Source organism: Thermoflexibacter ruber, assembly GCF_900113045.1.
Lineage (GTDB): Bacteria > Bacteroidota > Bacteroidia > Cytophagales > Thermoflexibacteraceae > Thermoflexibacter > Thermoflexibacter ruber.
Window position 1 is genome coordinate 70,646 of sequence record NZ_FONY01000025.1, and the last position, 13,075, is coordinate 83,720.

Here is a 13,075-nt window from a genome sequence, read left to right on the forward strand (position 1 = left end):
ATATGTCAAAGCTAAAAATATTTATCACCCTTGCATTTTGCCTTGCTTTTTTGGCAAGCATCTATGCTTTTCAGGAGTACGACTTTCCAAGTCGTTATTTACGACTTATCCGATTTGGAAAAACAGCCTCCAAAATTACTAACAATCAACAACAACCCACTAAACACCAACAAAAGATGTTCTTTAAAGACGATAAAAACTACAAAAGCGATTGGAAGAAGGTCGATTCTTTGGAAAAAAAGGGCTTAGTCGAGTCGGCTCTGAAGATTGTAGATGAAATCTATGCCAAAGCAAAAAAAGACAATAATGCTGAGCAAATCATCAAGGCGGTACTGTACCAAGCAAAATACATTTCTTTCAAGGAAGAAGATGCCGACGTAAAGGTTCTGAACAAATTAGATAGTGAAGCCATAATAGCTATTTTTCCTGTCAAACCTGTGCTGCATAGCGTTTTGGCAGGTTTGTATTGGCAGTATTACGAAGACAACCGTTGGCGTTTTTACAACCGAAGCGAAACCGTTGCTTTTGAGAAAAAAGACATTGCGACCTGGAGTCTAGAGGACATCGTAAAAGAAACCGTGAGGCAGTATCACTTGTCTTTGGAAGAGGTAGAAAAATTAAAATCAACAAAAATAGACATTTACCACGAAATTTTAGGGGGAAATGCCGATAATCCTGCGGAAAGTTTGGGCAAGTATCGTAACCGAAATCTTCGTCCTACGCTTTATGACTTTTTGGCACATCGTGCAGTGGACTTCTTCAGCAATTCTGAGCCAGAAATCACTCGCCCTGCTTATCAGTTCCAGCTCGACAAGGCAGACTATTTCGCTTCAGCAAAAGAATTTGCAGGTTTGAAAATAGAAACCCAAGATACTTTGGCAATGAAGTTTCATGCAATTGTACTTTTGCAAGATTTAATCAAGTTTCATCTCAGCGGCGATAACAAAGACGCTTTGGCTGATGCCGATTTGAAAAGGATTACTTTCGTTTACAATCACTCCGTTCATTCCCAAAAAGAAGAACTCTATTTGAAGGCTTTACAAGATTTTCAAAATAGGTATGAAGGCTCGCCTATCGCCGCAGATGCCGCTTACTTGACTGCCCAACTTTACTACACACAAGGAGAAAAATATAGTTTTTCTAAGAATAACGACACTTATAGGTGGAAATTCAAAGAAGCAAAGGACTTAGCAGAAAAGGCAATTAAAAAATATCCTGATACGCAAGGAGCGAATAACTGTCAGCACATCATTGAGTTAGTACAAACTAAATCACTTTCTTTAAACATAGAAAAAGTCAGCCCTGCCCAGCAACCTCAACGAGCTTTGGTAACTTACCGCAATGTGCCTAAGATGTATTTCAAGATAGTAGCGACTGATTATGAGGAACTAAGCACAATAGCGGGCTATTATTACAACTACAATGAGAGGGAAAAACTGATAGCTAAGATTTCTGAGCGTAAGGGAATAAAATCTTGGAATGTAAGTCTGCCAAGTGATGATGGAGATTTTCAGGCTCATGCTACGGAAATGCTCGTGCCTGAATTGCCACATGGTTATTATTTTTTGTTGGCTTCTGATAATGAAGGTTTTACTTACAAAAAAAATACCTTAGTATGGTCGCATTTTGTCGTTTCTGACCTCAGTTTAGTGGGCAGAACTTGGTCAGAAAAAGGCGAACAGGAATTTTATGTGCTGAATAGAACTACAGGCAAGGGCGTGCCTAACATACAAGCACAAACTTTTTACAGAGATTACAACTACAATTCCCGCAAGTATGAGTATAAAAAAGGGGCGGTTTACACCTCCGATAAAGATGGTTATTTAAAACTAAAATACACAGGGAGAGGAAGTCAAAGAAGTGAATATTTTAATATAGAACTCATCAATGGCACGGACAAACTGCACACGGACGAGAGTTTTTACCTCTATGCACCTTATCAAAATACACCCAATCCCTATTATAAAACCTTTTTCTTTACCGACAGGGCAATTTACAGACCCTCACAAACGGTTTATTTCAAGGGAATTTTATTGAGTTTTAAAAATAAAGATAAAAACCTATCAGGTTTTGAAAACCTGATAGGTTTAAAGCCTGAAATTGTAAAAAACCAGACTTTAAAAGTTTATTTCTATGATGTCAATGGGCAGAAAGTCAGCGAAGTAGAGGTAAAAACCAATGAGTACGGCAGTTTTAGCGGTAGCTTTGTTGCGCCTGTTGGGTCGCTTAATGGGGAGATGACGATTCAAACGGATAGCTATTATGGTGGGTATCATAGCATTTCCGTAGAAGAATACAAGCGACCTAAGTTTGAGGTAATTTTTGAGCCTGTGAAAGGAAGCTACAAATTGGGCGAAATGGTGAAAGTCGAAGGCAAGGCAAAGGCATACTCTGGGGCAAGCATAGACAATGCCCAAGTGAAATACCGCATAGTCCGCAAGGCAAAGCTGCCTTATTGGTGGTGGTGGTGGTATCCCGATTTCCAAGTTTCCCCTGAAATGGAAATTGGCAACGGGACGACAACTACGGACAAAAATGGAGTATTTACCGTTGATTTTGAGGCTATTCCTGATTTGAGTTTACCCAAAAGTTCTAAACCAACATTTACCTACCAAGTTTTGGCAGATGTAACCGACCTCAATGGAGAAACGCACTCAGGTTTGCAAAGCGTGAGTATTGGCTATACAGCTTTGGAAATAGAAAGCAATATTCCTGATGTGCTTGATTTAGAAAATATGAAAACTAATTTCCAAATCAATTCTACCAATCTAAGTGGGGAATTTGAACCTGCACAGGGAACTTATACTTTACATTCTCTTAAAACACCAGAGAAAGTATTTAGAAAACGTCTTTGGGCTAAACCTGACAAATTTTTGCTTTCTAAATCAGATTTTTACAAAAACTTCCCACAAGACGAATATGAAAATGAAAGCAACCTTTATACTTGGGAAAAAGGAACAAAGGTAAGCGAAGCCAATTTTGACACAGGAAAAGACAAGGCTTTGATTTTGACTAATTTAAAAGCAGGCGTGTATGTATTGGAACTGACTGCCAAAGACAAATATGGAGAGGAAGTCAAAGGATTGAAATATTTTACGGTTTATTCTTCTAAGGCAAAAACACCTGTGTATAACTTAGCTGAATGGGTTAAGCCTTTGAAAACCAAATATGAAGTAGGCGAAACTGCCCAACTTTGCGTAGGGACAGCCTACCAAAATGTACCCATACTTTATGAGATAGAAATAGACGGAACGGTGATTAAAAAAGAATGGCTGACCTTCAACAATGAGCAACGGATTTTTGAAATCCCTGTTACAGAGGCAATGAAGGGCAATTTTGGCGTACACCTGACTTTTGTTCAGCATGGAAGGGCTTATAAGACCGAACAAGCCTTTTCTGTCCCTCATACGGATAAGGAATTGGAAATCAGCTTTGAAACATTTAGAAACAAACTTTTTCCTGGGGCAAATGAGGAGTGGAAAATCAAAATCAAGGGCAAAAAAGGTGATAAAGTTGCCGCAGAAATGGTCGCAACGCTTTATGATGCTTCCTTAGATGCTTTTAGAGAAAACTCTTTTAATTTCAATGCTTTGTCTTATCACCAAATTGCAAGACGCTGGAGCATTTACACCTTTGGAATGCAAGGCTCAGATATTTCTGCTCTTTGGAATACGTATAAATTTAGTATTCAACAAAGGTATTATGACAATTTGTATCTCTTTGGCTTAGACCATGGCGGTATAGTATATAGAGATAGAAAGGTATTGATGTCGGCAGGAGCGGTAGCTTCCCCAGCAATGCAAGCAGAGGAAGAAGCAACGGGCATAGCTGATGATGCCGATGAAATGTTAAAAGAAGCCCCATCTCCCAAGAAAAAGGCAATGAAGAATGGGAAAACGGAAATGGCTAAAATGGACGAGTTGCAAGAGGAAGTAAGCGTAGCAGCTAATGCCACAGTTATAACAAAAACAACAGAGGAAAAACCCAAGCCTGAACCCAAATTAGAAGATGTAAAAGCACGTACTAATTTCAACGAAACGGCTTTCTTTATGCCTCATTTGGAAACAGATGCAGAAGGGAATGTAATTGTCAAGTTTACCATTCCTGAAAGCCTCACTCGCTGGAAAATGTTGGGTTTTGCTCATTCACAAGATTTGAAATACGGTTTTGCTCAAAATGAATTGGTTACGCAAAAAGATTTGATGGTGGTGCCTAATGCACCTCGCTTTTTCAGGGAAAATGATGAAATGACTTTTGCCTCCAAAATCACCAATATTTCGGATAAGGATTTGACAGGAAAAGCCAAGGTGCTATTTTTTGATGCGATAAGTATGAAACCAATTGATGCTGACTTGTTTTCAAATAATCCACAAGCCACTTCTATTGAAAACATTGCCACGCAAAATTTTACCGTTCCCAAAGGGCAAAGTACCGTAGTCAAATGGAATATCCGTATTCCAGATGCTAAATATCAAGCAATTACGTACAGAGTAGTTGCCCAAGCGGGAGAGTTTACCGATGGAGAGGAAATGAGCATACCCGTTTTGACCAACCGTATGCTCATTACAGAGACCTTGCCTTTGCCTGTACGTGGCGGTCAAACCAAAGAGTACGAACTCACTAAGTTGGTGAAAAACAATTCCACGACTTTGAAAAACCACAAATTGACTTTGGAGTTTACCTCTAATCCTGCGTGGTATGCGATTCAGGCTTTACCTTACCTCATGGAATATCCGTATGAGTGTGCAGAGCAGACATTTAGCCGCTTTTATGCCAACAGCATTGCAAGTCATGTGGCTAATTCCCACCCCAAAATCAAAAATGTGTTTGACACTTGGGCAAGTTCTGCACAAGACGGTTCTGCTTTTTTGTCCAATTTGGAGAAAAATCAAGAGTTGAAATACCTAATGTTGCAGGAAACACCTTGGGTGGTCAATGCCCAAAATGAACAAGCAAGAAAAAAGCAAATTGCAGTCTTGTTTGATTTGAACAGAATGGCTAACGAATTGGGGCATGCCTTAACCAAATTGGAGCAGATGCAAACGCCTAACGGAGGCTTCCCTTGGTTTGAAGGAATGCCTGATTCGCCTTGGATTACTCAGCACATTGTAGCGGGCATGGGACACTTGGACAAATTGGGCGTAAGTGTGATTAGAAACAGTGTAAGTGCTTCTAATAAAATAGATTACGGCGTTAGTTCCGAACGCACTTGGCGCATGGTAGAAAAAGCGACCTTGTACTTAGACGACAGAATCAAAGAAGACTACGACAACTTGGTGGACTATTGCAAGCGTTATAATCTCAAATTGGAGGAGCAGAAACCAAGCTACCATGCGATTCACTACCTCTATGCTCGTTCCTTTTTTAAAGACATTGCTTTGGCTGGAAGAAATAAAAAGGCTTACGATTTCTATTTAGGGCAAGCAAAAAAATATTGGTTGGGCAATGGCTTATACGCAGAGGCAATGTTGGCTTTGGTGCATTACAGAAACGGAGATGAAGCAACCGCCAAAGACATAGTGAAGTCCTTGAAAGAGAGAAGTTTGAACAGCGATGAGATGGGCATGTATTGGAAAAATATGATGAAAGGTGGCTACTGGTGGTACGAAGCCCCTGTGGAAACTCAAGCCCTTATGATTGAGGTATTTAGCGAAGTTGCCAAAGATGAAAAAGCAGTAGATGACCTCAAAGTTTGGCTTTTGAAACAAAAACAAACCCAAGATTGGAAAACAACCAAAGCCACTTCCGAAGCCTGCTATGCCCTTCTCTTACAAGGGGATAATTGGCTGATGAGTGATGAATTGGTTGATGTTACGCTTGGCAATATGAAAGTAAATCCCAAAGCAATGGAAGACGTGAAAATAGAAGCTGGCACAGGGTACTTCAAAACTTCTTGGAACAGGGAAGCCATCACGCCAGAAATGGGCAAAGTTACGGTCAAGAAAAATGACAAAGGCGTAGCTTGGGGCGGGCTTTATTGGCAGTATTTTGAGCAGTTGGACAAAATCACGCCTGCGGAAACACCTTTGAAACTGAAAAAACAGCTTTTTATCCAAGAAAATAGCCCTACAGGTCCCGTAAGTCGCCCAATTTTGGAAAACACACCGCTCAAAGTAGGTGATTTGGTGAAAGTTCGCATAGAGCTAAGAGTGGACAGGGCAATGGAATACGTACACATGAAGGACATGAGGGCAGCGGGTTTTGAGCCTGTGAACGTGATTTCCAGCTACAAATACCAAGACGGTCTCGGCTACTACGAAACGACCAAAGATGCCGCTACCAACTTCTTTTTCGGCTACTTAGGGCAAGGCACTTATGTCTTTGAGTATGATTTGCGGGTGAGCCACGCTGGCGACTTCTCCAATGGCGTTACTACCATCCAATGTATGTACGCCCCAGAGTTTAGCAGTCATTCGGAAGGGGTGAGGGTGAGAGTGAAGGAGTAGCTTTAAATGTTTGAGGTGGTTTGAAGTTGCAGTGTTTGAAAGTAGAGAAAAAGGGTAATAAAGATTTGCTAAATTTGCTTGTAATAGTTTGGACCGAACCACTAATTTTATCTGTTAGAAATAGTGAATATGTATAAACTCTTACCTTTGTTAGTATTTTTCCCAACAAACATATCGCCTCGCTTTGTAGCCTTTTCGTTGGTCAAAAGACCAACGAAGGCGGAAAAAGAAGCGGCGCATTTTAGGGCTAATGTCTATCTGCCCGCCTTCGTTGTGGATTTGGGCATAAGGCTCTTTGGCGGCAATGGTAACGGTATCGGCAGAGATAGAGGCTACACGGATTGACCTGCGTAGCTTGCCCGATTTGATGAGCAAGCCTCTGCCTTGCCTATTGGTAAACTCTGGATTTCGCTTTACCATTGCATTGTCGTCTATGTCTTTGCCTCCGGTGATATTGGCTTGGAAGTGGTTTGCGGCAACAATACCCACATTGCGCAGGAGTTGATTTTTCTTTTCTTTGAGTTCTTTGCCCAATTTTTGAATATCTTTTGGCAGGTCAATGATGGTTTTCATGGGGTTTTGATTGTTGGTTATTGATTGTTATAGGTCTAAAAGTTTTTGCTTACCCGCTTCTATCTCTTTTTGAGCCTCATTTTGCAACTCTTTAAGCATTTTTTCAGAAGGCAATATTCCCTTGTCTATCATCTCTTTAATCGCCTTGTTTTTTTTCTTTAAAGCCTTGTCAATGATAGGCTTTAATTGTTCTTGTGTGTATTTCATAGTTTTTCTTTTTGAATTGTTAAACCAAGTTTAGCTAATAAATCTATTACTAATCCTTCATTCATGTACGTATCATATTCCCTTTGGGTCATGGTTTGGTTCAAATAATTTTCATAAGAAAAGAATTTAGCATTTATCTCCCCTTCCAAATCAAACATGATTTTTTCTACCTCTCCTATGCTTGCGCCCCAACCGTTATCAGGTCTTTTTAGTAAAAGCACGTAGTTATTAGGCAATGCCACTCTAATTTGTGCCAAATTATTAGCAACAGCAAAAGTTATATCCCCATTGTAGCTAAATGTAGATACAATAGTATGGTTATGCGTAACATAACTATTTTCAAGCAACATTTTTTCGCTTTCAGAAAATACTATATCTCCCACCTTATACACCAACTCATTACTATACTTATCAAAAATGTAGCTATGCTCTACTTCTTTGTTTTTGATGCTATTTTCTGCTTTTTGGAGGGTTTGGTTTAGGAACTTTTCTCTTTCCGTTTCTGCCAGCTTGCTTACCTGCGCATTGTCCGTATCTGTAAAATAAGGTATGCTTATCTATAAATGCCTTGCCCGATATGCCTGCATTGTTGGCAAAGAGGGGCTTATCAGGGTTTACTTGGGGGATTTGGTCTTTGGGAGTAGTGGGAGCGTCTGCTTTAAGTTGTTGCAAGGTGCAGCGACAACGATAGCCTAAAGGAAAATCAATGCTTTGCTTCACTATTACCTGTATATGGAGCCTGATAACTTGACTGATGATGAGAGGGCGCAACGCTGGCACGAGTTGCTTTGGGTGATGAAAATGGAGAAGCAAGGTTAATTAAAGCTTGATTTTATCAGAGATGATTCCATAAGCAAAACAAATAATGATAAAAGCAATCCATCTTACCAAGCGCATATTATTATTCTTATATGCTAAGAATAGGAAAAGAGGGGAGGTTATAAATAAAATAACTAAAATCATATTGTTTTTTTTTGAAATTAACGCAAATTGTCAGGTCAGAGCTACATTCCTTTGGTAAGGTTGTCATTTTCTTTTGATGCCTAAAATATTCCCACGAATAGGGAAATGATAAGCAAAATGGTCATTATCCAGTCCATAAGTTTTTTGGTTTTTTAAAAGGGTTAATGTTTAGTTCTTAATGTTTTTATTTTAAAACCGTACACAAATAAAAAGCAGTAAATGCTTGTAAATTTGGAAAAAAGCACGGGATATATAATTTTTGTAATAACCCAATCACATTAACTATATATTCCTATGCTTAGTTACAAAGTTATAAGAAAAGCTTATTGAAGTTTTATGCTATTACTAAAAAATCAGACCGTTTACGTGTAGAAAAATTGGCAAGTTATATCCACGCTCTGGTCAGAAAAGGGGAAAGCAGTTTAGAGGCAATTGGCGCGGGTTTGCCTGCTCAAACCGACCAAGAAAGTCGTGTAAAGCAAGTGAAACGCTTTTTACAAAGCAAATACACGGATTGTCATCTCTTATTTTTCCCTTTTATGAGCAGGGCTGGCGAAAAAAAGAGCAGAATTGGTCTTGGTCATAGACGGGACAGACTTAGGCAAGAGTTGTAGGGCATTAATGCTTTCAGTCATATTGGGTAAGCGAGCCTTGGTTTGGTTGGTCAAGCAGGGTAATAAGGGACACTTTTCGGTAAGTGACCATTTGTGTTTACTTAAACAGGTGAAAACCTTGCTTCCTGCTTGCCAAAAGATAGTCTTGTTGGGTGATGGCGAGTTTGATTCGTGGGACTTACAAAAATATGCCGGTAAGCAAGGTATGTATTGCGAACGGCAAAAAATACACTGATAGAAGACGCAAAATGTGATAGCTATGCCGTTGGTGAACTATATGCAGACCTAAAATAGGTCATTTATTCGTAGAAAATTGTGGTATAGGCAAGCAAAGCAAAGGGTGTGTGAATGTGTTGGTATGGCATGAAAAGGGAGAAAAAGTGCCTATTTATTTGCTAGTTTGGAATGGGCGAAAGACATCATCAACTATTATCGGCGCAGGTGGAGTATAGAAACCTTATTTGGAGATTTGGAATCCAGAGGCTTTAATATTAATAAAACCAGCGTCAAGAATCCTGAAATGTTACAAAATTTACTTATTTTAGTAGCAATTGCTTTCTGTTTCACTTTCATTATGGGGCTTGCTAAACCATTATTCAAAGATATTTTACCTAAGATATTTAGAAAGAACAGATTAAAGAGCTATTCCGTCTTTCATATAAATCATAGACTTTTGTATAAAAAATGATACTTGTTTTTATACGCAATTTTGCAAAACTTTAAAACATTATTTTTGTGTACGGTTTTAAAAAATCAAAATATAGGAGTTCCGAATACAATAAGTACACGCAGATTTTCTGTGAAAATCAGTTACATTTGCCAAACCTGTATGCTATTTGAAAAATGTGTTCAGATGGCAAGATTCTTACCTTTTTAGTCTTTGGGATAGATGTATCCGTATTTAGCTGTAATCTCTGATTTGGGCAAAGTACTTACTTTCATTTTCATACGAATATCCTTCAAAGGGCGGGCATATTCATTCACAGGTTGTTGGGCTATGCTATCTACTACTTCCATGCCTTTGAGAACCTGCCCAAAGACGGTGTATTCCATATTAAGGCGATGCTCACCATTGGGATTTTGAACTATATAGAACTGAGAGCCATTAGATTCTTTATTGGGATTCACAGAATCTGGCTTCCGAGCCGCCGCCAAAGCACCTCTAACGTGCATCAGGTTAGGAGATACCTCCAAAGGGAGGGTATAATCAGGATTCCCCTGCCCCCAAGTTTCTACCGGGCTACCATTTTTGGTATTAATATCTCCGCCTTGAATCATAAAGCCATTAATTACTCTATGAAAGGCAGTGCTATCATAGAACTTTTCTTGGGCTAACTTCAAAAAATTAGCTTTGTGCTTAGGGGTTTGGTCAAATAATACAATTTCTATTTCTCCAAAATCAGTGCTAATAGTTACAACTTGGTCTTCCTGACTAGTACAAGATAAGAAAAATAAGAAGGCAAAAAAAATATGAAGAAAGTTTAAAAATCTAATTCTCATAGGTTTAGTTTACTTTTTGTTAAATTTATGTGATAGCCCTTTGTGGTCTATGAGGTTTAGCTCTATAGCACCTACAAACATTCTTGCTTCTATTTTCACAGGAACGCGGTTCAGGTCATCTGATACATAGAAGCGAATGGCATCTCTTCCATCGAAAAGAGCGTTCTCAGGCATGATAGGCGAAAGCACCGCCGTACTGATGCGTCCAAACTTAGTTTGTAGTTTTTCTTTTCCTTTATAGACAACTTTCATGTTATAGACTTTATCCTCAAAAAATCCGTCAATAGTGATAGTATCTTTTACTTTATATTGTTCAAAGTTAAGTGTTCTGATGAAGTAATAGCCACTTACCATATCTTGCACATTAGCAGGAATTTCAAAATCTTTTTTTACTTCTGGGTCATTCCCCGTAACAGATTTGACTGTGGCTTTTCTTTTGATATGGTCAAAAAAAGTAACTTCATCTTTTCTGTAACTATTTTCTTTGATTTTGCGAGCAAACTGATGAGGAATAATAGCCGCCGTATCAATATATGAAGTCCACGTATCATCAACATCAAACATAGTGGTAATCAAGCCAATAGTTTTCCCTTTGATGTCCACTTTATAACAAGGTCTTTCATTAAGAGTAAAGAGATTCTGGTGCATCTCTACCGTTGCCTCGCCAGCATTAACAAAACCATAATTGACTAAGTAGGTAAGTTTTTCTCCTCTGGTAAATCCATTGTGTTTAACCACTCTATAGCGACTGTCATCTGAAACCATAGCAAAAGAAGAAATCAAAAACAAAAGGGCAAATAATAAGAAACTATTTTTCATATTGTTCAAAGCTATCCAAATAAAAAATTTTATAATAACACCTGTTTACCTATACCTCAAAATTTATACATAAGTTTCCTATTTTGTGATTATTAACAATTCAATAACATGCAATTTTTACGTGCAAAGCTACATTTTTATTTGTTAATAGGTAGAATGTATTGCTAAAAAACTTGCCTTAGTGAAAAAGGAAAGTTATTTTTGCCAAAAACCAATTTCAATTCAAAATAGTATGGTAAAAGTCTTATTTGTCTGCCTTGGTAATATCTGTCGCTCACCCTTAGCTGAGGGCATACTGAAAAAGTTAGCCAAAGATAATAACTTAGAAAAGGAGATAATAGTTGATTCCGCAGGAACTTCTAATTATCATATTGGGGAATCGTCAGACAAAAGAGCAATTAAGATAGGCAAGAAATATGGCTTAGAGATGGGGCATAAGGCTCGCCAAGTCCGATTAGAAGACTTCAAAGAGTTTGACTATATTTTCGCCATGGACAATGAAAATTTCAAATCTCTCAAAAATTTAGAAAAAAAAGCCCAAGAATTGGAGAAAACTAAGGCAAAAATCTATCTGATGAGAGAATTTGATAATTTGTACGATGATGAAGTTGATGATTCTGAGAATGATGCAGCTTGGGAGGTGGCAGACCCCTATTATGGTGGCGAGGTAGAGTTTGAGGAGTGTTATGATACCTTAGAGCGTTGTAATAAAGAATTTTTGAAATATTTACAAAAAACAAAGTCATTGTAAGATTAAAACTTCAAATCCTCTCTGATTTATTATTTGAGAGGTTTTGACGTCAAATTCTGTAACTTCCCTGCCTCTAAAAGATAAATTCTATCACTGATTTGCTTTACTGCTTGGATTTTGTGAGAAATGAAAATAATAGCAACATGAGGTTTAATCCTTTCTAACGTTTGTAAAACAAACATTTCATTTTTGCGGTCAAGGGCAGAGGTTGCTTCATCAAGAATAAGCAACTGTGGTTTTTTGTATAAGGCTCTTGCCAAAGCTAAGAGTTGCTTCTGCCCACCCGAAATTTTTAACGCCTTCCTCTCCAATAATGGTATTTAAGCCTTGTGGGAGGCTCTGAATAAAAGGAATAAATCCATAATCAGTTAAAGAGAATAGGAGTTGTTCTTTATGGCTTTGAGGATTATCTAAGCAAATATTGTCTGCAACTGTTCCATTAAAAATATGGATATTTTGAGGAACTATACCCAATAAGTTACGCCAGTTTTGTAAATCTATCTCTTTCAAATTCGGTTTTCCATTGATTAAAATTTCTCCTTTTTCAGGGGTATAAAATTGTTCTAAAATCTGAGAGATAGTGCTTTTCCCTATCCCACTTTCCCCTACAATAGAGATAATTTCCCCTCTGTTTAGCTCAAAACTGACATCTGTAAAAATGGGTTTGTGACCTGCAAAACGAAAAAAGAGGTGAGAGGCTTTTAGGCTTTCAATTTTTGATATTGTTATTTTTTGGCTGTTTTCGTTTTCTGGTTTTATATTCACGTACTCAAACATTCTACCAAATGCAACCTTTGCCTCATTTAAGGGAATATTGATTAGTGCCAGCTTTGCAACCAAAGGTAATAAGGTAGAGCTAATCCCTATAATAACGTGAATTATTTTACATTTTCTTGAATAAATACAATTTGTTTGTCCTCTAATTTTTGTGGATATGCTTTTATGTTTGGTGTTTTTTCCAAAAATGTATAAGCAATTAAGCCTGCCAGCAAATTAATAAGAAAATTTTTAGGGCTTCTGTGCCTTGAATGTTCTATATTTAGTTGATTTTTAAGTACATCGAAAGCAGTTTCTATCAATCCTCTATGCCTTAAATAATAGGCTTGTGGTTCTGTTAATACTTGATTTTTCTTCATATTAGCTCTTAACTTAGTGATTAAGTGCAAGTTTCTTTCTGCAAATTCTTCTTTTAGTGCAGTAAT

14 protein-coding genes are annotated in these 13,075 nt (G+C 38.0%); 5 read left to right on the forward strand and 9 right to left on the reverse strand.

Translation table 11 applies throughout. From position 1 onward, the window contains the following. Positions 1 to 2: 2 nt before the first annotated feature. Positions 3 to 6,446 carry an alpha-2-macroglobulin family protein gene (locus BM141_RS14205; protein WP_245764066.1) on the forward strand — a complete coding sequence of 2,148 codons (6,444 nt, stop codon included), beginning with the start codon at positions 3 to 5 and terminating at the stop codon, positions 6,444 to 6,446. Between the two features lie 150 nt (positions 6,447 to 6,596). On the opposite strand, the gene BM141_RS14210 is transcribed toward BM141_RS14205, so the two are convergent. The 4 genes from BM141_RS14210 to BM141_RS14225 form a co-directional block, all read right to left on the reverse strand. Continuing rightward, positions 6,597 to 7,019 (reverse strand): phage virion morphogenesis family protein, encoded by a 423-nt coding sequence (locus BM141_RS14210; protein WP_091546854.1) that lies wholly within the window; start codon positions 7,017 to 7,019, stop codon positions 6,597 to 6,599. Between the two features lie 27 nt (positions 7,020 to 7,046). After that, entirely contained in the window at positions 7,047 to 7,226 is a 180-nt protein-coding gene (locus BM141_RS14215) for a hypothetical protein (RefSeq protein WP_091546857.1), read from the reverse strand. Beyond that, positions 7,223 to 7,609, reverse strand: coding sequence for a hypothetical protein (locus BM141_RS14220; protein WP_091546860.1), 387 nt, complete (start codon positions 7,607 to 7,609; stop codon positions 7,223 to 7,225). The genes BM141_RS14215 and BM141_RS14220 overlap by 4 nt, the downstream gene beginning before the upstream one ends. Positions 7,610 to 7,676: 67 nt before the next feature. Next, positions 7,677 to 8,039 (reverse strand): hypothetical protein, encoded by a 363-nt coding sequence (locus BM141_RS14225; RefSeq protein ID WP_143090938.1) that lies wholly within the window; start codon positions 8,037 to 8,039, stop codon positions 7,677 to 7,679. A gap of 476 nt (positions 8,040 to 8,515) precedes the next feature. Here BM141_RS14225 and BM141_RS14230 point away from each other — a divergent pair, with 476 nt between their 5' ends. The 3 genes from BM141_RS14230 to BM141_RS23790 all read left to right on the forward strand — a co-directional run bounded on the left by BM141_RS14230 (position 8,516) and on the right by BM141_RS23790 (position 9,491). Further along, entirely contained in the window at positions 8,516 to 8,803 is a 288-nt protein-coding gene (locus BM141_RS14230) for a hypothetical protein (RefSeq protein ID WP_091546867.1), read from the forward strand. A 7-nt stretch (positions 8,804 to 8,810) separates the two neighbouring features. Further along, entirely contained in the window at positions 8,811 to 9,038 is a 228-nt protein-coding gene (locus BM141_RS14235; protein ID WP_143090939.1) for a hypothetical protein, read from the forward strand. A 165-nt stretch (positions 9,039 to 9,203) separates the two neighbouring features. Continuing rightward, positions 9,204 to 9,491 (forward strand): transposase, encoded by a 288-nt coding sequence (locus BM141_RS23790; RefSeq protein ID WP_091546875.1) that lies wholly within the window; start codon positions 9,204 to 9,206, stop codon positions 9,489 to 9,491. A gap of 185 nt (positions 9,492 to 9,676) precedes the next feature. On the opposite strand, the gene BM141_RS14245 is transcribed toward BM141_RS23790, so the two are convergent. Together BM141_RS14245 and BM141_RS14250 are read right to left on the reverse strand one after the other, a co-directional pair. Next, positions 9,677 to 10,303 carry a peptidylprolyl isomerase gene (locus tag BM141_RS14245; RefSeq protein ID WP_091546878.1) on the reverse strand — a complete coding sequence of 209 codons (627 nt, stop codon included), beginning with the start codon at positions 10,301 to 10,303 and terminating at the stop codon, positions 9,677 to 9,679. Between the two features lie 9 nt (positions 10,304 to 10,312). After that, positions 10,313 to 11,122, reverse strand: coding sequence for a DUF3108 domain-containing protein (locus BM141_RS14250; protein WP_091546882.1), 810 nt, complete (start codon positions 11,120 to 11,122; stop codon positions 10,313 to 10,315). 232 nt (positions 11,123 to 11,354) lie between these two features. On the opposite strand from BM141_RS14250, the gene BM141_RS14255 reads away from it, so the two are divergent. Next, entirely contained in the window at positions 11,355 to 11,873 is a 519-nt protein-coding gene (locus BM141_RS14255) for a low molecular weight protein-tyrosine-phosphatase (protein WP_091546887.1), read from the forward strand. A gap of 29 nt (positions 11,874 to 11,902) precedes the next feature. On the opposite strand, the gene BM141_RS14260 is transcribed toward BM141_RS14255, so the two are convergent. The 3 genes from BM141_RS14260 to BM141_RS14270 all read right to left on the reverse strand — a co-directional run. After that, a complete protein-coding gene (locus BM141_RS14260) occupies positions 11,903 to 12,184 on the reverse strand; it encodes an ATP-binding cassette domain-containing protein (RefSeq protein WP_177217392.1) in 282 nt (93 codons plus the stop codon). Next, the gene (locus BM141_RS14265; RefSeq protein ID WP_091546894.1) at positions 12,090 to 12,713 is read right to left on the reverse strand and encodes an ATP-binding cassette domain-containing protein; all 624 of its coding nucleotides are present in this window, start codon (positions 12,711 to 12,713) and stop codon (positions 12,090 to 12,092) included. The genes BM141_RS14260 and BM141_RS14265 overlap by 95 nt, the downstream gene beginning before the upstream one ends. A 38-nt stretch (positions 12,714 to 12,751) precedes the next feature. Continuing rightward, on the reverse strand, positions 12,752 to 13,075 hold a 324-nt coding region (locus BM141_RS14270; protein WP_177217393.1), incomplete at its 5' end, for a transposase.